This is a genomic window from Nostoc sp. (genome assembly GCF_036917555.1).
Taxonomy (GTDB): Bacteria; Cyanobacteriota; Cyanobacteriia; order Cyanobacteriales; family Nostocaceae; genus Nostoc.
The window spans coordinates 1-18400 of sequence record NZ_JBALDD010000091.1 but is presented as its reverse complement, the minus strand read 5'-3'; the positions used below and the strand labels follow the sequence as shown (position 1 = coordinate 18400).

The 18400-nt window shown below is 42.6% G+C and carries 29 protein-coding genes; 7 read left to right on the top strand and 22 right to left on the bottom strand.

Going from position 1 to position 18400, the window contains the following annotated elements; genetic code table 11:
- Positions 1-432: 432 nt before the first annotated feature.
- Positions 433-561 (bottom strand): hypothetical protein, encoded by a 129-nt coding sequence (locus V7K60_RS33720; RefSeq protein ID WP_334932420.1) that lies wholly within the window; start codon positions 559-561, stop codon positions 433-435.
- 577 nt (positions 562-1138) lie between these two features.
- On the opposite strand from V7K60_RS33720, the gene V7K60_RS33715 reads away from it, so the two are divergent.
- Together V7K60_RS33715 and V7K60_RS33710 are read left to right on the top strand one after the other, a co-directional pair.
- On the top strand, positions 1139-1447 hold the full coding sequence (locus V7K60_RS33715) for a hypothetical protein (RefSeq protein ID WP_334932418.1): 309 nt from the start codon (positions 1139-1141) through the stop codon (positions 1445-1447).
- Positions 1448-1620: 173 nt separating this feature from the next.
- The gene (locus V7K60_RS33710; protein WP_334932416.1) at positions 1621-1905 is read left to right on the top strand and encodes a hypothetical protein; all 285 of its coding nucleotides are present in this window, start codon (positions 1621-1623) and stop codon (positions 1903-1905) included.
- A 166-nt stretch (positions 1906-2071) separates the two neighbouring features.
- On the opposite strand, the gene V7K60_RS33705 is transcribed toward V7K60_RS33710, so the two are convergent.
- The 21 genes from V7K60_RS33705 to V7K60_RS33605 form a co-directional block, all read right to left on the bottom strand.
- On the bottom strand, positions 2072-2383 hold the full coding sequence (locus V7K60_RS33705) for a hypothetical protein (RefSeq protein WP_334932414.1): 312 nt from the start codon (positions 2381-2383) through the stop codon (positions 2072-2074).
- 8 nt (positions 2384-2391) lie between these two features.
- Positions 2392-3201: a LamG domain-containing protein gene (locus V7K60_RS33700; protein ID WP_334932412.1), complete on the bottom strand. Its 810-nt coding sequence runs from the start codon at positions 3199-3201 to the stop codon at positions 2392-2394.
- 3 nt (positions 3202-3204) lie between these two features.
- Positions 3205-3516 (bottom strand): hypothetical protein, encoded by a 312-nt coding sequence (locus V7K60_RS33695; RefSeq protein WP_334932410.1) that lies wholly within the window; start codon positions 3514-3516, stop codon positions 3205-3207.
- Positions 3516-3839, bottom strand: a complete 324-nt coding sequence (locus V7K60_RS33690) for a hypothetical protein (RefSeq protein WP_334932408.1) — start codon at positions 3837-3839, stop codon at positions 3516-3518. The genes V7K60_RS33695 and V7K60_RS33690 overlap by 1 nt, the downstream gene beginning before the upstream one ends.
- A complete protein-coding gene (locus V7K60_RS33685) occupies positions 3839-4186 on the bottom strand; it encodes a hypothetical protein (RefSeq protein ID WP_334932406.1) in 348 nt (115 codons plus the stop codon). The genes V7K60_RS33690 and V7K60_RS33685 overlap by 1 nt, the downstream gene beginning before the upstream one ends.
- On the bottom strand, positions 4183-4686 hold the full coding sequence (locus V7K60_RS33680) for a hypothetical protein (RefSeq protein ID WP_334932404.1): 504 nt from the start codon (positions 4684-4686) through the stop codon (positions 4183-4185). Before V7K60_RS33680 ends, V7K60_RS33685 begins: the two co-directional genes overlap by 4 nt.
- Positions 4670-4888: a hypothetical protein gene (locus V7K60_RS33675; RefSeq protein ID WP_334932402.1), complete on the bottom strand. Its 219-nt coding sequence runs from the start codon at positions 4886-4888 to the stop codon at positions 4670-4672. The genes V7K60_RS33680 and V7K60_RS33675 overlap by 17 nt, the downstream gene beginning before the upstream one ends.
- On the bottom strand, positions 4888-5430 hold the full coding sequence (locus tag V7K60_RS33670) for a hypothetical protein (protein ID WP_334932400.1): 543 nt from the start codon (positions 5428-5430) through the stop codon (positions 4888-4890). Before V7K60_RS33670 ends, V7K60_RS33675 begins: the two co-directional genes overlap by 1 nt.
- A gap of 116 nt (positions 5431-5546) precedes the next feature.
- On the bottom strand, positions 5547-6368 hold the full coding sequence (locus V7K60_RS33665; protein ID WP_334932398.1) for a hypothetical protein: 822 nt from the start codon (positions 6366-6368) through the stop codon (positions 5547-5549).
- Positions 6368-9235: a hypothetical protein gene (locus V7K60_RS33660; protein ID WP_334932396.1), complete on the bottom strand. Its 2868-nt coding sequence runs from the start codon at positions 9233-9235 to the stop codon at positions 6368-6370. The genes V7K60_RS33665 and V7K60_RS33660 overlap by 1 nt, the downstream gene beginning before the upstream one ends.
- A gap of 9 nt (positions 9236-9244) precedes the next feature.
- Positions 9245-9550, bottom strand: coding sequence for a glucose-6-phosphate dehydrogenase (locus V7K60_RS33655; protein WP_334932394.1), 306 nt, complete (start codon positions 9548-9550; stop codon positions 9245-9247).
- 474 nt (positions 9551-10024) lie between these two features.
- Complete coding sequence (locus V7K60_RS33650) at positions 10025-12958, bottom strand: DUF3854 domain-containing protein (RefSeq protein ID WP_334932392.1); 2934 nt, start codon at positions 12956-12958, stop codon at positions 10025-10027.
- 140 nt (positions 12959-13098) lie between these two features.
- Positions 13099-13386 carry a hypothetical protein gene (locus tag V7K60_RS33645; protein ID WP_334932390.1) on the bottom strand — a complete coding sequence of 96 codons (288 nt, stop codon included), beginning with the start codon at positions 13384-13386 and terminating at the stop codon, positions 13099-13101.
- A 159-nt stretch (positions 13387-13545) separates the two neighbouring features.
- Positions 13546-13836, bottom strand: a complete 291-nt coding sequence (locus tag V7K60_RS33640) for a hypothetical protein (protein WP_334932388.1) — start codon at positions 13834-13836, stop codon at positions 13546-13548.
- A gap of 9 nt (positions 13837-13845) precedes the next feature.
- Positions 13846-14052: a hypothetical protein gene (locus tag V7K60_RS33635; protein ID WP_334932386.1), complete on the bottom strand. Its 207-nt coding sequence runs from the start codon at positions 14050-14052 to the stop codon at positions 13846-13848.
- Between the two features lie 11 nt (positions 14053-14063).
- A complete protein-coding gene (locus tag V7K60_RS33630) occupies positions 14064-14444 on the bottom strand; it encodes a hypothetical protein (protein WP_334932384.1) in 381 nt (126 codons plus the stop codon).
- 11 nt (positions 14445-14455) lie between these two features.
- Positions 14456-14713 carry a hypothetical protein gene (locus V7K60_RS33625; protein WP_334932381.1) on the bottom strand — a complete coding sequence of 86 codons (258 nt, stop codon included), beginning with the start codon at positions 14711-14713 and terminating at the stop codon, positions 14456-14458.
- Positions 14706-14966: a hypothetical protein gene (locus V7K60_RS33620; RefSeq protein ID WP_334932379.1), complete on the bottom strand. Its 261-nt coding sequence runs from the start codon at positions 14964-14966 to the stop codon at positions 14706-14708. Before V7K60_RS33620 ends, V7K60_RS33625 begins: the two co-directional genes overlap by 8 nt.
- 28 nt (positions 14967-14994) lie before the next feature.
- Positions 14995-15216, bottom strand: coding sequence for a hypothetical protein (locus tag V7K60_RS33615; protein ID WP_334932378.1), 222 nt, complete (start codon positions 15214-15216; stop codon positions 14995-14997).
- 88 nt (positions 15217-15304) lie between these two features.
- Positions 15305-15796, bottom strand: a complete 492-nt coding sequence (locus V7K60_RS33610; RefSeq protein ID WP_334932377.1) for a hypothetical protein — start codon at positions 15794-15796, stop codon at positions 15305-15307.
- Between the two features lie 238 nt (positions 15797-16034).
- On the bottom strand, positions 16035-16424 hold the full coding sequence (locus V7K60_RS33605) for a hypothetical protein (protein WP_334932375.1): 390 nt from the start codon (positions 16422-16424) through the stop codon (positions 16035-16037).
- A gap of 303 nt (positions 16425-16727) precedes the next feature.
- Between V7K60_RS33605 and V7K60_RS33600 the strand changes: the two genes are divergently transcribed.
- The 5 genes from V7K60_RS33600 to V7K60_RS33580 all read left to right on the top strand — a co-directional run bounded on the left by V7K60_RS33600 (position 16728) and on the right by V7K60_RS33580 (position 18252).
- Positions 16728-16985 carry a hypothetical protein gene (locus tag V7K60_RS33600; protein WP_334932373.1) on the top strand — a complete coding sequence of 86 codons (258 nt, stop codon included), beginning with the start codon at positions 16728-16730 and terminating at the stop codon, positions 16983-16985.
- Between the two features lie 25 nt (positions 16986-17010).
- Positions 17011-17193 (top strand): hypothetical protein, encoded by a 183-nt coding sequence (locus V7K60_RS33595; protein WP_334932371.1) that lies wholly within the window; start codon positions 17011-17013, stop codon positions 17191-17193.
- 121 nt (positions 17194-17314) lie between these two features.
- Positions 17315-17551 (top strand): hypothetical protein, encoded by a 237-nt coding sequence (locus V7K60_RS33590; RefSeq protein WP_334932369.1) that lies wholly within the window; start codon positions 17315-17317, stop codon positions 17549-17551.
- A gap of 86 nt (positions 17552-17637) precedes the next feature.
- Positions 17638-17871: a hypothetical protein gene (locus tag V7K60_RS33585; RefSeq protein ID WP_334932367.1), complete on the top strand. Its 234-nt coding sequence runs from the start codon at positions 17638-17640 to the stop codon at positions 17869-17871.
- A gap of 63 nt (positions 17872-17934) precedes the next feature.
- Complete coding sequence (locus V7K60_RS33580; RefSeq protein WP_334932365.1) at positions 17935-18252, top strand: hypothetical protein; 318 nt, start codon at positions 17935-17937, stop codon at positions 18250-18252.
- Positions 18253-18400: the final 148 nt, after the last annotated feature.

The following is an 18400-nucleotide window of genomic DNA, read 5'->3' as shown; positions in this document are numbered from 1 at the left end:
AAAAGTTGCATTGGGTATGGGGCACTGGAGGCAAAGAGTAGGAATGCAAAGCACCTTCATGTAGATATGGCGATCGCTTTTTGATGATTTCCCAAACTAGGATCAGAACTCTGTCAAGGAGTTTTTGATCTGATTATTGTCAAATAATTTAGCTCGGCAATTAAAACGTCTTGACGTTACCATGTTTATCGCCTAGTTATTTGGAGCGCAGCGCGGTGTGGCTGCGCCATTAGTTGTGACAGTTGTGTAAGTCCTATGAAAGGGGCGTAGGGGATAGGGTGTGGGGTGTAGGGAAAACGATGCTAAGAGCAGGGGTTTCAAAATAGACCGCAGGCAAAGCGGCTCGCCTAGGCGCTGTATTTCTTGCACATACGTGTCTCGAAATACATCTTTTTCTTTTTTCCATACCATATTTAAAAACAGGGGCAAGTACTAGTTGGGTGTGGGAGAGCGTTCTTTACCTACACCCAAACCTGCAACCCCACACCCTTCTTGGTCAAAAATCAAATAGATTGATTTCCTAATATAGCGCTTCTGGGTTGAGTGCAATACAGACCTCACCCTAACCCTCTCCTAACAGGAGAGGGGAGCGGAAAAACTTTTGTTGCTGGAAGGGGAGTAAGATTCAAAGCCTCTCTCCTTCTAGGAGAGAGGTTAAAGTGTATTGCTTCCATTCGAGAACTGCTATATATGTAGACAATTTGCAGAATTTTACTCTTTGAATTTAGATTTAATTGGGTGGTAATTCTAAACTAATGTGCTTGCCCCCTACTTATACAGTCCTTTCAGGCTTAGTTGTTAGTCATACTACTTAATTGCTACTCAACTCAGCCGTTTTTACCCTGATTTTTAGCGATCGCTAGGTGCGATCGCGCTACTCAAATGCTACTCATTTAGAGCACTAAACTCTTAATCTATTGGTTGCGCTTTCTTATCCCTCGTCACCCACTCTTTCCAGCCTCTGCAATTTGACTTTGACTAATTCTTGACTAAATTGAGTTGGTGACTGCCTCTGAAAGCCCCAACTCACAAGGATAAACACTACTAAAGCTTTGACTAATTTAAATAAAAATGCTTACTGTCCAGTGGAATGTCTAGCGCGTCCACTGGACAGTTAAAATGTGACTTTAACGGAATTATGCCTAGTTACTACAAATTGGAAGGGCAAACTCCTGTTGCTGTTGAGTCCTTCATGGAGTGGTCTTTGTGGTTGATGTCAGCCAAAACCACGGTCATGCTTAATGAACTCAACGATTCTGTGATTTCAACTAAATTCGTGGGAATAGATTTAAACCCTGGTAGTTACCCTGAGTCCCGACCAATGGTATTTGAAACATTAATCATGGGTGGAGGACTTGACGGGGAAAGGAATTTTTACCCCACTTGGGATGAGGCAATACAGGGGCATCTCAAAATATGCACTCAAGTTTTTAAATTACTAGAGTGAATCCCCGGTGGAGCTTATCGCAATTTAGAACTTTTTATAATCCAAAATCCTAGATTAAATACTATTCCTAGCTCCCAAGCAATTCCTAAATAGAGATTAATTTTCATTAGTCCTAAGCCGAAGACAGCCCCAAGCAACAATCCAATCAACTCATAATTCATAACTACGAACCAATGATTACAGAAGATCCTAAACAAATTATCTGGGACATAATGACCAGCTTTTCAGAAAGAATGTGGTCAGCTAGGTGGTGTTCTGGGCTTGAGTTTGTACTTTGGAAGAAAATGCGGGAATGTTCGCCGGACTTGACCACTCGAGAAATTGCTGATTTGAATTTCTACACCGGATTAGCTGGTGGGTGGTGGATGTGGGATAAAAACCTTAATTGTGAGGTATTTATAACTTTAAAAGAGTGGTTAGAAATTTATACCCAAAACACCGAATCCCCAAATGAGTAAAACCAGTATAGAAAAACTACTGCGGCTTCAAAAGGAAAGCTACCAAAAGTTAAAACTTGGTTTGTAACTAAAAGGAAAATCTCAAATAGAGCTTTTAGCAATAAGTCTAGCGCTGACAAAGTTGGCAACACAAGCACAAGAATTAGCAAGACAATCCGAGTCAGAGTTATTCCTCACGAGTACTACGTTGGTTACGGATTAAATAGGCTTTCATCTCAATTCCTAGTTCACAAAGATGGTCTAGTCTGCTTTCGATTTCGTTAAATCCAGTTGCAATGCCTTGTGAAATTTGTATTTGATTATTACGGAGGTGATTAAAATCACGCTCATCATTCAGCGCTTTCTCAGCATCTGCTACTGCTTTTTGAGTTGATTGTTGCCTTTCAAATTTTTGTTTATCACTCCATCGGAAAAACCAACCTGATCCAGCAACAATTACTGAAAGTATAAAACCAGCAAAGCTTAAATCAAATTTCATACAACTAACTAACTGTCAGGAAAAGTTTGAGTTGGAACAGTTACAGCAAAAGGAGTAGGTTTTGTTATTCTGAGTTCGTTAATGTGAGCGTAGCAATCTGAAGCACCCGTAGAGCCTAATAAGCTCTGTTCATTGTAATAGGTTCCTACAGAAAAATTAACATTATTCAATTGTTTAGTACCACTGTTAGAACCTACAGAAACAACAACTCCATTAATCCATAAGGTGAATTCATTTCCTATCCGAGTAACTGCTATATGATACCAATTATTAGCCTCTAGATTTCCACCAGATAATAAAGGAATGCCCCCAGAAAAAGGCGAAAAATAAAATATTACAGAAGATTCCGACAAGCCGAATATAAATCCTCCGCGCCCAGAAACTTGGCTCCATTGTGAAACAATTGGAATAAATCCTGTGACGGCAAGAGGATAATACCAAAGCTCTAGCTTGAAATCCCCTTGAAGAATATTTATTTCTGGAGTGTGAGGAAAAGATAAATAATCTCCTGCCCCATCTAGCAGCAAACTTCCATTACCAAATTTTGATTGCGCTGTACTTATTTTGCTATCACCGTAGTGGGTGATAATATTACCTTTTACATCTACAAGCGCAGTACTATTATTTGTGCCGTTAAAATGAGCCAGAAAAACTAATTTATCAAAATATTCTTTTGGGCTAACAAAGCCATTAAAAAAATCTTCTTTAGTAATTATGAACAATTCGTTATTTGTATCTACCATCAACAATTTATCTGCACTCTCAGCAACAAGCCGAATATCGATTGGGATGGTAAGGGGTGGTGAATATATAGGCATTAATTAGGTTAGCTCCCTCACCAAAGCATTACCATTTGCAGCTGACCAAATACCACTAATCACGCCAGTGTAATGAAATGGAACTTCAAAATATCCACTCGGTGATAACTTGGCAGTAAAAGCGCTTGTTGTGGCTGTTGCACCAAATTCTAGATACAACGTTGCAGTACTATCATTCCAAATCGTTGCACCTTTGCGATTGGAATTAGCAGCAAGAATTATGCCGCTAGTAGTACTAGAGGCAACAGTAGTAGGGGTTGAAGTACCACTAGTTGATTCAACTAATGTTGCTGTAGCCGGATTAAAAAGAGCCATTATTCAATACACTCCACAAAAGAAAGTTTGCAATTATTCGTAGCGATAGCGCTAACTTTACCTATATAGAGGTTGTTGCTATTAATTTCATAACTACCTCCACGAGGCTTTAAAACAATTCCTTTCCCAACTGTTGTATTTGCTTTATCACCCAAAACAAGAGTGATATCAATTGAGGAATTATTTATAAATGCCGCATAAGTTCTAACACTGTTAGCATTCAGAACAACGTCAGACATATTGCTAGTTAACGACTTATCAGAATTAATACAATTGCTAAACTTATTGACAACGCCGCCAGCTTCCTGAGTATTGTTAATCATTATTCAGTTGGGTCATCAAGGTTATCAACAAACAATGCAGTATCTACTTTGACTCGCACCGTAAATTCAAATTCTGGTGCTTCTGGCGTACCCGTAAGCTGTTGAGAGGCAAATTGAATTGGAGGCAAATTAGCCGTAATTCGAGCTTCATTTACTTGATTCGTTAATGCAGATAAACCTTGCAAAAGTTTGACAATACCTTTAACACAAGAAACTTCATCGGTTAAAGTGCTTCCGCTTTCAGTCAATAAACTTAAGTTTAGTTTTAACTGATTATTTCCAACAAATTCAATGGAGCCTGCTGGAAGCTTCTCTAACAATGCAGAATAACTAAGTGAAGTGGTCATAAATTATCTATTTTGAATTCAATTGTTTCTAATTTGGCTCGAACAGTTTGAATTAATTCTTCTGTTGAGTCGGTTTCTGTTCCTGTGTACTCCCAAACCCCAAGGGTAATTTCTTGAATCCAAGGGAGTGCTTCAAAACGTAAGCGAAAATTATCTGAAATTTTGGGAAATTGCACAAGCTCAATTGCATTGAGCTTGATCATCCGGCGATTGTAGTCAACCTCAGTGCTGGGAACTGCCCCCAATCCCTCAAAAATAATGGTGTCGTTGATTTGGATACCATCAATTTGTTGATAAAAGTAACCGGCTCTAACCCAACTGGGTTTAGCTTTGCTCGACGCTGCCCCGACCAAAAATAAATGTTTATCCGTTAGGTAAGGTAATTCAATTGGTTCAAGGACTGGCGCTCGAATACGGCGGTTGTTCAGGTTGCCTGTGTGCTTTTGGTAGTAAGTGAGTTCCCACGCTCCGGCAGCTTTGAGGTCAACTTGTAATGTCATCGCCTAAATTCCACTGTTGAGCTAAATCGAAAACGTCGTGTCCTGTCTCATCCAAGAAATCAAGGAAAGTATCAGCGTGAATCTCACCTTTAATAAAGGCCACTGTATACTTTGCTCTGACCATCATCAAATCTATTTCTTCTTGGACATCCTCATCAGTTTGCCCAGGATACCAAATAGCTGGAGTAGACAAGTTAAGCATTATTCGCCACTTGCTGTAAAAGGGTAATCTTCCGGCTCAAACCAGATGCGCCCATACGCACCACCAAGAGAACCCTTTTTAGCGGTAACTATACCCGTTACCTTCCCTTTTAAGTTGGCAGGTGTATCAGCAGTGATTGGTGCAGTGTAGTTGTATTGCGCTCCACTATTTATATTGCCTGCTCCGTAGCGGATATACGGTCGATTGCTACCTTTAGCTCGGATTACTGCGGGGCTGCTATCACTAACCATTGCCAAGATGCGAGCAGGCTTAAATCCTTTGGATGCTTTGGGGTCTGTTCCTTCTGCGGCTAGTCCAAGGGCTGCATTGCCCCCAAAAAATTCAATGGATTTTTTTGAGGCTTGGATGGTAAAAGCCTCATCGGCTTGAGCTAATGTTGAAAGAACAGCATACTTGACAGCAATTTTTGGCTGTCTCTGGGTAACTGCACCTTCTTCCCTTAATGGTCGCTTATAAGCCTCACGTGCCTTGGCGTACTTTAATTGTTCCTCTAATTGTCTTGCACTTTTGCGTCTGCCCATATCAGTGTTTGGTTGTTATGTGTATTTATCTACACTTCAGTCATAGCAAACGAAATTGCTCATTATTTCCAACCGGATAACATATGTTGTCCGTCAAATTTTTGGCATGATTCTCCCTAAATTCGTTCGATGACACTTTTAAGACGAGAACCAGACGTTGCAACCAAGTTAATCGGATTTTGTTTACCCCAAACGAGTAGTTGAGCAAAGCTGAACTTTACCGGAGCCGTTCTTCTCCTCACAAATTTTTTGACTGTACGCCCATAAACTCGATGAGTTCCGGGATTTGTGGAATAAGTCCGGTCGTTGTCGATAAATTGCAAAAAATCGCGGTCAAATGGGTGTTCTTGAATATCTAACACTGCTCTAATGATTCGTTCTCCCTCAGCCTTATTAGGAACTAAAAGTTTTAATTCATAGCCACGTTCTGTATCAAAATAGGTACATTTGAAGTGTCCTTTGTGCCAGAGGAAGGGAGGAGTAGCAAAGATATTTTTAATCTGTCTAGCAAGCCTTTCAGCGTCGCTTCTGCTAATAGTTTCGCTAGACTCGTGCATTAATCTAAAAGTAATTTCACCTTCTAACTGAGGTGTTGATTCATTGCCGTGAGTTTCAAAATCGTATGGTTCTAAAAAATAAAGTTTGACTTGTGGTTTAAATGTCCTTTCAGACTGAACATCAAACCAGGGAAACCCGTATACGGGACGTTGCAATGACTGGGCGTGCCCGACAGTGATTTCAAACAACCACATCCTCATTAAAGTCATGGTTGATGTATCTGAATCTTTCATCAAACAAGAATGCTTGAGTCTGGATTTCGGATTGCTAACATCATCGTCAGGTTGATTTTTAAAGTAAGTTTTAACTGCTTTGTTATGTTCAAGCCTAACAATATCTTGAAGATTCTCCCATTCATTAAAACCTTCTGGCAATACCATTATTCGTCAGCTTCCTTATCTGAATCTGAAATAGCTATACCTGTAGCACTAACTGTTTTGGAAACATCAGATGCTGCTTTTACTTTTGCTGCTTCAGGTGGTGTTGTCCCTTCTTTACCATCCGGTTCTTGTCCCAGTGCTTTAAGAAATTCGGTTTTCTGTGTTCCAATTTGAGTAACTGTGTCTTGAACACTTAAAACTTCGGAGGCAACGCTATCAATTTGACTAACTACATTTTCAGTTGTTTCTAAAGCTGTAAAAAATTTATTTTGAAAGTTAGGTGTAGGGTTCATCCATTGATAAGCCTTTTCACTAACCTCACCCCACTTACGCAAAGCATTACCAATTGAAGCTACCCACGAGCCAACAACTTCTAAAGCGCTCAAAATTGAATAACCAATAGATTGAATTGAATTCATCAAGTTAGCGGCTGCTTGATAAATTCGATTCCATTTTTTGTATTCTGCCTTAATGCCTCCCCACTCACTTTCCCCAATTACATTTTTAGCTAGAGAGTCAAATTGACTTCCTAAAATCTCCCCAATTTCTAATGGGCTGCCTTCAGCATCTTTTATTCCGATTGCTGCTAAAACATTTGAAATTGCACTAGTTAATGTTTGTCCCAAATTGGCAGAGAGCATATAAGCGTTATGAAGGGTTTGCCACCAAATTAATATGTTCAAAACCCGGTCAAGATGCAACCATTTTGCTAATCGTTCCAATTTGCTGCTCAGACCACCGGGTACTTGTGGCCCAAGTCTTTCTAAAATTGTGGCTTGTCCTGCTAACAAATCAGCGTTAGCACCCAAGTTTCCAGTGTTGAGCGCTGTGTTTATGGCATCTAATCTATTGGCGTTTTGGGCATTTTGTTGTTGTGTTTGGTCGTGGCGTGAACCCAAGCAGCCGCCAGGTTGAGCAATTTCACATACTGCCCCTTGGGTCGTTTCTCTGTTTGCCGCTTGCACTGTTGGAGATTTGGCAATTGCATCCGGTATTCCTTGTATTGCTGGTGTCAGGGCTGCTAATCCTGTGGCAATAGCTGTTAACCGTTTTATCTGGTCATCAAAATCTTTTTTTTGCTGTTCTATGGTTTGGTTAGTTTTATCAGTTGCTACTTGCTCCGGTGTTTTGGGTATGGGGTAGGCATTGGCTTTTAGTACATGACTATTAGCGTCACTAATCGGTATTGGTTGCGCTGTTGAAGGTGTTGAGCTTGGAACAGAAGTGATAAGGGTATTTCTATCTCTGGTTGATACGTTGTTGCCTAATGCGTCTGTTCCTTCAGAGACAGTGATTGTTGCAGGAGTGATTGTTGCAGGAGTAATTGTTGCATATTCAATTGGGACTACCCCACCCGAAGCAGGTGTAACCGTCAGTCCGTTCTTTGGTTGTAGCCGGGGCAATGGAATATCTTCCGGCTCGGCATAAGGTAATGGTTGTTTTGGTGCTGGTGATTCCATCCTTTGCAATTGCAAGCCCACTGACGGTAACATACCGCCAAGATTTGATGGCTGATGTTCAGGATTCGGGAGGTACGACGGCGCAAGTCCACCGTGACCTGGGAAAAATGGCGCTCCGTTTGGGGTGTTGTTTGAAGGCATTGAAGGAGCAATTTGCTTGTCCTTGCCTTTGTTGATACCAGCTGCCGGTGTTCCTGACGGCACGGTATTATCATTGCCAATTGGCGAAGTGTTGTAACGGTAAGGTGTGTTATCTGGTGGTGGTAGTGGCTGTTGCACGCCAGCAAGTATGTCTGATTTTCCGTCCATGCGGGTAATAGACAAATTCTGCATACTTTTGGCTTCACTTGCTGGGACGTAGCCCAACGATTGGCTCGATACTTGATCAGAGCCGTCGCTGTTAGTACCAATGACGAAACCGCCAACCGAGGATAGCCCTGGTGGAACGCCAAGTGTTATTGTTTTAATTGGCCCACGAACATTTGTGAATTCTGCGTACTGCGTACCTTGAGAATTTCCATTAAAATATTGATCCCATGCAAAGCTTACTCGGTATAAAACACCAACATTCTGCCCTGTATTAATTGGTGGGTAATTTAGTGTACTTGATTCCAGGTGAGTAGTCCCAGACGGAAACAGTAACGGTGTAACAGCATTTGCAAGATAACTGCCCACGAAACCACCGACCATTGACCCGACATACTCACCGATCGGCCCACCGACAGCAGTACCAATAATACCGCCAACAAGACTTGCACCCGTAACTATGACGGTTGATGTGGCAGCTTGTTGTACGGACTGCCCGGCGATTAACGCACCCGCGAATGTCAACGTCGCTCCCACGCCTGGAATGACGAATCTTCCTGCTGCCTGTGGCAAGGACTTTGGTAACGCTGTACTGATACCACTAATTGCATTCCCAACGCCTTCACGTATGGTTGCCGATCGCGGTGGTGCTGTTGGCTCTACAAGCGGATCAGCATGAGCAGCAGTACCTTTAATCGTTGGTGGTGGCTTCGCTTCAGAAGGTAGAGATTGATGCTCATCAACGTTTGTCGGTAACTTAAATTTTTTCTCGTAATCTCTTGCAGTCACTTCTGACGGATTAGCATCTGGCGTTTTTGTGCCTTGGAGTGCAACATTTCGGGCAATTTCTCGCTCTCGCAGTTTTAATTCTCTTTGGGCTTGTGCTTCCACCTGCTCACGAACGAGTGATTTTCGTCTAGCTTCTTCACTGTTGTAATGAGCGAGTTCACCAGGGGATAAGATGCCATTTGTTTCTTTATGCTCTAATCTTCCTAGTGGTAGATTGAGTGGGGTTGCTGTGGGCGGACGTTGTAAAACTGCCCCATACATATCAGCATCAGCGTAATCTAATGAAATGAATTGCCTGGGATTCTCGCTCACAATTTCACCCTAATTCTGCTTAAATGTGGCGGGTAACTCGGTGTTACTCAACGGCTGAATATATGTCCAGTTCTTATTTGGGCCGCTTGACTGATCGGGCGATACTTGCAGGGAAAAACGAACGATCATGCGTGTCTTTGCGTCAGCTGCCACCCAATAATTGTTCGCTTGGCAAGCCCGTTCCGTGTAACCCGCTCCCTCAATAACGACGAGTGTCGGATTGATAGTAAAAAGTGCCGAGCCTAACCATGCTGCAAGTTTTTCTAATGTATCGATTTGAGATGGAATATCTGTTGCTGGATTAAATGCTGTCATTTGAAGAGATTTCTAAATAGTTACTCTTCTGTTTTATTAGCCCATCAAAAATAAGTAAATATTCCACTTTTATGTAAAAGAGGAAGTACTTTACTGAATCAATATATTGCAAAGACTGAATTCCAGAAAGATTACTGCTTTTGTTAATTTAAAATATACCTGTTTAACCATTTGGCAAGATTAAACAGGAAGTCATACCCCCAAAAAGATTTTCAACAGCCTGAGTAGCTGTACTGATTTTGATAGAAAAATAATTTATACAAATCTTTAAATTAGGGCGAAAAGAATGAAAAGTTTGCCAAGACTTCAGTGTTAACCGCGATCGCTACTCTCTAAACACCAAATCTGTGACAAAGTTTACTCAGATAGGTAAGCTGGACTAGGTTGATAACACCTATTTCACTACATTGGATTTACTCGCGATCGCTTACTTACTCACAAAGCGATCGCGTTTTACTAGCTGAAAGCTTTTGGTCATGGCTTACTTAGCTGAGTGGCTCTCACGAAGTCGAAGCTCCCAGAAGCGAATTCTATTTGCCATTTTCTATCCCAACGTCCAACGATTTTGACCAATTCCCCACCGTACATAGCATCTTTATTTACTTGAGGTTGCCACGGCTTCTGCTTTTCAAGCCATTCCTTAGCTATTTTATTGGCGTATTCTTCAAAAAGTCCTTCTTGAATGAGTCTTACTCCGTTAATTTTGCCTTGTTCCCCAGTAGGGAAAAGCCAAGTAACGGAGCATTCATAACCAACAAGGGTCTTAGCTTTGTTCAAAATCCTTGCTTCTGGCTTGGCAGTACATACTATGTCTCCAAAGTGGCTCTTGATATGAAGAGTAAGAACCGTCGGGTCTATTAGCCAAAAAACGAAATCTTTTTTGGAACTAATGGTATTGGGTTTTTGGGTTGGTTCATTAACCGTTGAAACCTGAACTGCTTTCTCAGTTTTTTCCTCTATATAAGTTGCGGTTACTTCAGCACTATCTGTCACCTCGTTATCTGGCAAGGGTTCCAACCCGTCACCTGACCCGTCACCTGACCCATCACCTGACCCGTCACCTGACCCATCACCTGACCCGTCACCTGACCCATCACCTGACCCGTCACCACCCGTCACCCGTTCCATGAGTAAGTAATCGTATGTTGGAATTTCTACATCCAAAACAGTTCTTAGTCGCAGTCCCTTAATAAACTTGCCAGTTTTGGTATGGTGCTTGACTACCGGCCATTTCAGAATTGTGTGACAAAGTTCTATTAAATCGGGGGTAAAAACCTTGCTACTCTTGGCTAAGTCACCGGAGGCTTGACAATGGCGGGCATAAGAGCCAAATAAGGTTTGAACCTGTTCATCATTTGCACCCTCGTTTCTGTTGTTTCCAATTGAAGTAATAGCGTTGACATCGAAAATAATTTTGTCGTTGATCCAGGCTGCCACGGAATCGCCCTTCATTTGGTTGTTCCAGAATTCTAAGGTACATTCTGGAATTTCTTTTTTACCTCTGAGGACTGCGGTAACGCGATCGTCACTAATAGAAAGCAAGTAGTTAGTGAATGCCGCTAATTCCGGCTCAAATACGGTAGATAGCTGTTGACGCTTGGCTTCAGGAACAGTATTGTTACAAGGAACTGTTATGGTTCGACGCTTGGCGCGGCTGCTGCTACCGCCACTGAAAACGGGAAAATTGGAGACTACTAAGGTCATTCCCTGGTAGTCAAAGTTGAAAGATTTCTTTCTCTTCTCCTCAGCCCTAACCTGGTCTTCACCAGTCAAACTGAGGAATCTGCCTATGGTTCCCCTGTAAGGATCTTCGTCGGGGAATATCACCAGCCGCTTACCAAAAGCGTTGGCTCCCTCAAATTGGTTGGTACACCAGATGGGGAGATTGGTTACTAAAACGTTTTGCTTGCCAATCAATTCAGTCAGCAATCTGGTGAATGTTCCTTTGCCCGTTCCACCCAATCCAATTAGGTGAAGAAATTTCTGTAAGTCGTACCGTCCCTTGATGACGGCATTGCAATAACAAATTAGCAATTCCTTGATATCGGCATTACCAGCCGCCAGGTGTTCTAGGAATGTGTTGATATTTTCCCAGCTTCCACCAAGAGCCGAATAATCCCTTGGTAAACACCAAGTCAGCCGATATTTCGGTGAGTGTGGTAATAAATTACCTGTCTTAACTTCTACTACTCCGTTGAGAAAGGGGAGAAAATCGCGGGATGAGACTTGATTCCACTGGCGTTCAATCAGTTCGTGGCGGAGTATTTTGACTACGCCAGTCACATAATCGGGCCCAAAATTGTAAGCGCCCTCATTGCCGAGAATTTTATAAACGATTGATTCGACGTATTCCGGCGATTCATTAGACCAAACGCCATCAAAATCAGCCGCGTATCTGCGCCATTGCTTAGTTTCATTATCAAATGCCAGCAGTTGGCGGTAATCTTCGGCTATTTTCTTCGCCATCTGGTCAGGGGGCGAGTTTTTGTGTTTCTGTTCCTTGGAGTCTGATGTACTGTTGGGGTGAAATTGCTTCTCTAGTCGAGCTATAGCTCGATTGTAAGCAGAGTCAAAAGCCCCAAATCCTCTGTTTACCATTAGGTCATCTACTCCTTTGCCATCTTCTGATGACCAAACAATATCTTCTCTGTAAGTCTTGAATCCATCCCTGTCGAGGACATTTCCTAAATCTCGTTTGGCAGCGTTAACCCGATGTCTGGTTTTTTCTTTGCTGTCACGGTCTAGGGCAAATAGCCAAATTGCACTCTCTTGGTTGAATCGTCTCAGATCTGGAATTAGTTCTTGCCGTCCGCCGGAGCTACAGCCATAGAGAGGGAGCGGGATATACCCCTGACTGAGCATAGATAGCCCCTTCTTGCCACCTTCGCCAATAATACGGGGAAGGGGAGCAGTTTCAACCCATTCCCAGAAACTGCCATCCATCGGTACTTCTACCCCATAGCGGGAAGCGATGCGTTTTCTGGTAGATGGAGGAATGGGGGGGAGATAAACGCGATCGCCATTGTCTTTGGGAGCCCTATAACGGTAAGGTCGCTGACGCTCTTCGTCCCAGAGTGAGACAATAGCTTGCCAGACTGTGCCATCTTCGTTCATGAAAAAAGCGGCGTACATTGGCTCTTTGATTTGTTGGGTAAATCGGGTAAACGTCCAATTTAATGCCTCATGGATGGGGGTAGTAACTTCACCGCCATAGTCAAATTCTTGGTCTTCATGGAATTCGATACAGTGTTTAAATAGCTCTGAATCAATGCCACTGCCATCTATAAAGGAGGTTTCAACAAACTCTTTAAACTCGTTAAATGATTGAAATCTGTTTCTTGGATTAGACTGCTGATATTCAGCAGTTAGCACCGGAAAATCATGCTGTGAGGGAGTTGTGTTAATCATTTCTTCCTCCAGATATGCTATCATTTACTAGATTTGATATTAATCTTTCTCTTTTTTGTTTCTGAGCAATGCCCTTGCATTTACTCAGTTTTTTTTGTCTATTTATCATGTCTTTCTCCTAATAAATAATATTGGTGTACTTAAAAAGGTATGCCATCAATGATGCTATGGTCTACTTCGATACCTAGCGTTTTCATGTAATTGATAAAGTCACAAACGGCAGCATGAGGGGCATTTGTAAATACGCCAGTGGGGAAAACAAATGACAATCGGATTATGCGTAATTGATGTGCCCATTTTGGCAAGCAAAATATTAGGTTGAGTTGTGATGTTTCAAGCTCGAATATGAAGCGATCAAAGTAAGGTGAGTGCATGGCTCCCCACTGCCAAAATCTTAAAATTATCGCCATTGAGTTCATTTTTTTCATTGGTGACGGGTTGGTGACGGGTTGGTGACGGGTGAGGTGACGGGTGAGGTAACGGGTCAGAATCCTTGCTGTGTAAGGTGGTGACGGGTCAAGTCATTATTAGCCAATTTTTTAGACAACTGAGATCGCAATTTTCAAGTCCATTAGAAAGTGAATTAGTTAAAATCCATCAGGGCAACTGGACTTGCGTTGCATTTGCTCCTCTAGCAATTCGAGGATTTGCTCTGCTGCAAAGGAGCGATCATAGTGTGGAAGTCCTGCGGTGGACATTGCCGCCAGGAGGCATTTGATTTCTTCGGGGCGATCAACCGACAAATCTGGGACTAGCGCCAACATCAGCCTTCCATAAGCCCTTACTTCCTTGTGGGTGAGCTTGTTGCCTTCCTTGTTCTCCTTGATTTGTTCAAGGAAATGAACGATCGCTTTGGTTGATCCGTCGAAGCCAAACATTTTAGTTAACTAGGGGTTGGGGACTGGGGAATCAGTAAGTTGCAGGTACAGCAGAAAGTTATCTAGTTCGTCCTCGGTCAGCAAAAGGCGCGATCGCACTCCGTAATATTTCTCTAAATGCTCTCGACCTTGTTCTGTTGTCCAGCCCAGGCGCTGCATTTCGGTATCTGTCTGGTTTATTAGGTTGTTGAAGTTTGGGTATGGTTCGATAGTCATAAAGCATTAGCTTAAAAGCCATCTACTATTTCTGCTTCTGAGACTGATTCTTCTTCAACCTTTACCGCAGAAAGTAGGTTGTTAAATTGGGGCATTGGCGGTGCATCTGGTTTAATGCCCTGAGCTTTTAAAAATTCGGCTGTCGCATCCCACTCACTACGAACTTTAGTTAGTTTTTTCTCAAGTGCATAGCATTCGTTTCGTAGGCTTGATTGGGCATCATAAAGCTCGTCAGCTTTGGGACCAACTGCTTTTTTAGCTTCAGTTCTTAAGGTTGAAACTATTGAATCAACTGTGTCTCCATCTTCTGGCTCAACAGTGAAGCCAATGCGTTCGTTGCTGTAATCTCCAATAGAAATCAGGAAGTGAGCGTGAATTAGTTTGACTTTCATGGGTTTATTGGTTATTGATCATTTGTTATTAATTCTTCCTCACGTTCGGCGATCGCTTTTACATGATTGGCAGCAACAGCTAAAACCTCAGCTTTTTGCGAGTAATCAAGTTGATATATTCGAGCGATAACATTAGAATCGAACTCGTAGTCACCTTCATCAGCTACCTCACGGGGATTTTTTTCCACCAGCATCATACATTCGGCAAGAAATCTGATTAGGTCTAACAAGTAAGGTTCACAAAGGTCGATTAACAGGTTTTCAGTCATTGGTCATTGGGTGTTGGGGATTTTGTCTTTTATTCTTTATGTCCGCCGCAGCTTCTCTGAACCGCTCTACTAGCAAGGGGTTGCATTGGAAGAGGTCTGGCAAACCGTGCAATGTAACTGCTGCCAGATATGTGGCTTCGTGGGGTTTTAATTCTGGGTCAAGGCTGTGGATGTAGTTGATGAGTTTATCTAGCTCATGGATGGCTAGAAGTCTCGACTCAAGGGACTTTGATGACATTCTTCGTTTAATCATTCATTCCACCTCAGCGCGATCGCACCCCTTACACAGGGGTGAAGTCAGCGTAATAGTCTTCGCCTGGATGGAATTTAGAAGCTACCCCACCAATGTTGGTCATTTGGAGTGTAACTTCACCCGATGGTGTCGCTTTCCAGCAAGTCAGGTTTTCGTCAATCGGTGAGATGGACGGAGTGAGAACAACTGTGGCTGTCTGGGTTTCCTGGTCGAGGGTGTTCTGTTGACAGGTGAATTTAGCTCTAATCATTGGTTTTGTTGTTGGTTGGTGGTCAATAAAAATGGCGGTTGACCTTGGTGTTGATCAGCCGCCGCTAAACTTCAAATAAGAAAGTTAGCTAACGCCGATCACGTTCTAAGTCGTAAGTTACTTTTTCTAAATACCAACCGAAGTGTTTGCCAGGGTAAGTCTCTATTTGTTGCCGTAACAAACGATCAACTGCGGCATTATCTCCTTGCAGCATTCTCAGAAGTCGTGAATGCATTTCGTAATTTCTGAGTTTTTCGTCAATAAGTTGCTGCTCTATGTTGCAAATAACTTTTTCCAAATACCAGTTGTCGTGTCTGCCGGGAAATACTCGTCGCTGTTGCAGCAGTAATTCCTTGGCGGTAGAAACATCTCCCTGTAATATCTCTAGGAGTTTGGCTTGTAGTTCACGATTTCTGGGATCGGTGAGATAAGTATTGGAGTATTTGGTCCGTTGCTGGGGAGAGGATTTAGATTTGTGGTCTTGCTCTTGTTTGGCGTAATAGTAGTAGTAACAGGAGTAGCAGATACCCGGCAGCAAGTAAATTATTGCTTGCAAAATCCAGTAAGTTAAAATTTCCATAAATTGAGTTGGTAGCGCAACTCAATCCACCATGCAGGGATTCTCTGTCTAAAAGCATCAGGGAATCTCCGCATTTATATTTGAGCTTCTTTTGAGCGTTGGTATTCATCGGTTAGGTATCAATTTTTTTACTAAAAACAATCGCAACTCAATCCCGAATAGTCACAGATGCGTCGCCTGCTGAGAAGTAGGCGACATATCCATGAAAAAACCGTCTACTCCAAAGGGGAGGACGGTTTCATGAGACTTCTTGAAGTTGCTTCTGGATATCTTCTCGAAGGGATTTTAACTCTTCAATTCTGAAGCTGAGGCGTTTCACTTCATCTGAATAACGGTTTATGTCATCGCTAAGACGTTGAATCTCTTGCTGTTTAAGTGCCACCTGACCAGAGTAGTCTTCGATCAGGTGGTCGATCATTCCCCCAGCAGTTGTTGTTCCGGTACTGCTGAAGATACTTGGTCTCTGGCTATCTGTTCGATTAATTCGCTCTTGCTGAGTCCAAGAGCTTTGGCCTTTGCATCCAGTCTCTCCACTCCTTCTGGTGTCAGCGTTAAGGTCAGGTCTTTCTTTTTCTGCCCATGCATCGGCTTTCTCATTATCAATTTTACCCGTGTACATTACCTTCATTCTACCCCTGCAATATGTTTACATTTAACCCTGGTAGTATTAGACTAACATTAACAAACTAGTTTAACCGGGGTAAAACTATTTTTGACAAGTAAGTTGCAATGCAAACCAGGCAGAGATAGCAGCCTGTCGCCATTGAGGCATCAAAAGACCTGCTAGTGCTGAGTGAACTTACTAGAGAAATAAAACCCTACCCTAAACCAGGCAGAGATAGCAGCCTGCCAGCACTGAGCGAACGCCAAAGACCTGCTAGGGGGAACGGACAACTGACAACTGACAACGGACAACTTCAAAGAACTATGTATGGAACATTTGACTGCTACTTTTAATTTTGCAAGCCAATTTAATCAGTTCGGGAGAGGCTTACTTATTCTTTATGCAGTTTCCAAAGCGTTAAAAATTGAGGCTGATTTTGAAAGCATCCCGTCAGGCGTTAAGGCTGAAGCGTGGAATACAACTACTACAGCTTTAAGCAATTTGACTCAGGTAGAACAACTGGCATTCGCCAGTAGCTTAATTGACGAAATTGGACGTGAAGTAATGAGATCAACAAAAAAGTAATGATCAACAAACGGAGATAAGCAACATGAAACTTACAGTTCAAGAATTAATTGAACAACTGCAAGGATTTCCGGCTGACTCGGCGATCGCGTTTGAATTTGATAGCGGCGAGGAAGAGGAATTTAATTTTGTCGGCTTGAACCCAGGAGAGGGCAAGGTGATTATTGTTCTGAGCTACATACCACTGCCAGAAGACGAGGAGGAATAAAGTTTTTGGCAACTGTATTCACCCATAAGTCGTAGCGTCGTGGGGTTAGCAGTACTTAGCTCTCATCCATGATAAATGTATTAATTAAAACTGTAATCACCCGTAAGTCAGCAACCACCCTATGCCAAGAACACCCATTCACATCCAACAACCGAATGATGAAATCATTTTCAACTGGCAAGCAATTAAGTTCATTGTCAAATCACAGGCAGGTGTTTTCGTCCACTTTTTGGGAGAAGAAGAACCATTGCATTTAGAAGGAGGAGCAGCAAAAGCATTCTGGGATAACGAATACGAACTAAGTAACAAGATTTACCCCGCAGTACCAGAGGAGGAACTTAAGGAGTGGGAAATGTAAAAGGCGACCACTACACGAGTGCGATCGCAGGGTTAGCAGTACTTAGCTCTCATCCATGCTGAATGTATAACAATCAACGACAACTTATGACTCTCAAATTCATTCACTTAGAACATCTAAAATCTGATACCTTCCTCTGCTTTGACAAAATTGCCTACGTGCAACGAATTGAAGATGTAGTTTTCATCTACTTTGACGGTAATTCAAAGCCAGTTCAGTTACCTAAGCAAGAAGCCGAAGTCTTTTTGCGGGTACTCCAAGACAACAGCTTGACTATCTACAGCTCCACTCCTTCTTTAGCAGTAGAGGTAAGTCAGTAAAAAGGCGACCACTACGCGCAAGCGATCGCCAAAAACAATTCCTCACTCAAAAGACAAATCTAAATGACCAACAGCCTAACAGATACAAAACCAAATGACATCATCACCCACGTCGAGAACTTTAACTTCGACCAGGCTATCGGCTTAAATTGCCTACTCTTCTTGGCAGTGCGCGAACAAACCACTGTTGCCTACCAATGCGAAGAAATGGGCTTTGAGGACATCCCTAAGCAGATCGTTACCCTTTGCGATCAGCTAGATGATGACGCACTACTCAAACTGGCAGGACAAATCACACTCACTTTAATTGCGGAGGAAAACGCCGCAGCGCTGGACGAAGAAAATGCCCAACCCTTTGCTGTACAAGAGCTAGACGGATAAAAAGCTATCGCCTTCAGGCTGGTATGGAGTGACTTACGAGGCATGATCGACCCACTTACGAGGCATGATCGACCCACTTACGAGGCATGATCGACCCACTTACGAGGCATGATCGACCCACTTACGAGGCATGATCGACCCACTTACG

Bases quoted from the DNA above. Each gene is read 5' to 3' on its own strand.
- V7K60_RS33710 (WP_334932416.1), top strand. From the start codon at position 1,621: ATGATTACAGAAGATCCTAAACAAATTATCTGGGACATAATGACCAGC.
- V7K60_RS33665 (WP_334932398.1), bottom strand. From the start codon at position 6,368: ATGGTATTGCCAGAAGGTTTTAATGAATGGGAGAATCTTCAAGATATT.
- V7K60_RS33705 (WP_334932414.1), bottom strand. From the start codon at position 2,383: ATGAAATTTGATTTAAGCTTTGCTGGTTTTATACTTTCAGTAATTGTT.
- V7K60_RS33605 (WP_334932375.1), bottom strand. From the start codon at position 16,424: ATGAAGGTAATGTACACGGGTAAAATTGATAATGAGAAAGCCGATGCA.
- V7K60_RS33595 (WP_334932371.1), top strand. From the start codon at position 17,011: ATGAAACTTACAGTTCAAGAATTAATTGAACAACTGCAAGGATTTCCG.
- V7K60_RS33590 (WP_334932369.1), top strand. From the start codon at position 17,315: ATGCCAAGAACACCCATTCACATCCAACAACCGAATGATGAAATCATT.
- V7K60_RS33600 (WP_334932373.1), top strand. From the start codon at position 16,728: ATGGAACATTTGACTGCTACTTTTAATTTTGCAAGCCAATTTAATCAG.
- V7K60_RS33630 (WP_334932384.1), bottom strand. From the start codon at position 14,444: ATGAAAGTCAAACTAATTCACGCTCACTTCCTGATTTCTATTGGAGAT.
- V7K60_RS33610 (WP_334932377.1), bottom strand. From the start codon at position 15,796: ATGGAAATTTTAACTTACTGGATTTTGCAAGCAATAATTTACTTGCTG.
- V7K60_RS33695 (WP_334932410.1), bottom strand. From the start codon at position 3,516: ATGGCTCTTTTTAATCCGGCTACAGCAACATTAGTTGAATCAACTAGT.
- V7K60_RS33615 (WP_334932378.1), bottom strand. From the start codon at position 15,216: ATGATTAGAGCTAAATTCACCTGTCAACAGAACACCCTCGACCAGGAA.
- V7K60_RS33715 (WP_334932418.1), top strand. From the start codon at position 1,139: ATGCCTAGTTACTACAAATTGGAAGGGCAAACTCCTGTTGCTGTTGAG.
- V7K60_RS33645 (WP_334932390.1), bottom strand. From the start codon at position 13,386: ATGAAAAAAATGAACTCAATGGCGATAATTTTAAGATTTTGGCAGTGG.
- V7K60_RS33680 (WP_334932404.1), bottom strand. From the start codon at position 4,686: ATGACATTACAAGTTGACCTCAAAGCTGCCGGAGCGTGGGAACTCACT.
- V7K60_RS33640 (WP_334932388.1), bottom strand. From the start codon at position 13,836: ATGTTTGGCTTCGACGGATCAACCAAAGCGATCGTTCATTTCCTTGAA.
- V7K60_RS33700 (WP_334932412.1), bottom strand. From the start codon at position 3,201: ATGCCTATATATTCACCACCCCTTACCATCCCAATCGATATTCGGCTT.
- V7K60_RS33655 (WP_334932394.1), bottom strand. From the start codon at position 9,550: ATGACAGCATTTAATCCAGCAACAGATATTCCATCTCAAATCGATACA.
- V7K60_RS33650 (WP_334932392.1), bottom strand. From the start codon at position 12,958: ATGATTAACACAACTCCCTCACAGCATGATTTTCCGGTGCTAACTGCT.
- V7K60_RS33690 (WP_334932408.1), bottom strand. From the start codon at position 3,839: ATGATTAACAATACTCAGGAAGCTGGCGGCGTTGTCAATAAGTTTAGC.
- V7K60_RS33585 (WP_334932367.1), top strand. From the start codon at position 17,638: ATGACTCTCAAATTCATTCACTTAGAACATCTAAAATCTGATACCTTC.
- V7K60_RS33685 (WP_334932406.1), bottom strand. From the start codon at position 4,186: ATGACCACTTCACTTAGTTATTCTGCATTGTTAGAGAAGCTTCCAGCA.
- V7K60_RS33675 (WP_334932402.1), bottom strand. From the start codon at position 4,888: ATGCTTAACTTGTCTACTCCAGCTATTTGGTATCCTGGGCAAACTGAT.
- V7K60_RS33620 (WP_334932379.1), bottom strand. From the start codon at position 14,966: ATGATTAAACGAAGAATGTCATCAAAGTCCCTTGAGTCGAGACTTCTA.
- V7K60_RS33625 (WP_334932381.1), bottom strand. From the start codon at position 14,713: ATGACTGAAAACCTGTTAATCGACCTTTGTGAACCTTACTTGTTAGAC.
- V7K60_RS33580 (WP_334932365.1), top strand. From the start codon at position 17,935: ATGACCAACAGCCTAACAGATACAAAACCAAATGACATCATCACCCAC.
- V7K60_RS33670 (WP_334932400.1), bottom strand. From the start codon at position 5,430: ATGGGCAGACGCAAAAGTGCAAGACAATTAGAGGAACAATTAAAGTAC.
- V7K60_RS33635 (WP_334932386.1), bottom strand. From the start codon at position 14,052: ATGACTATCGAACCATACCCAAACTTCAACAACCTAATAAACCAGACA.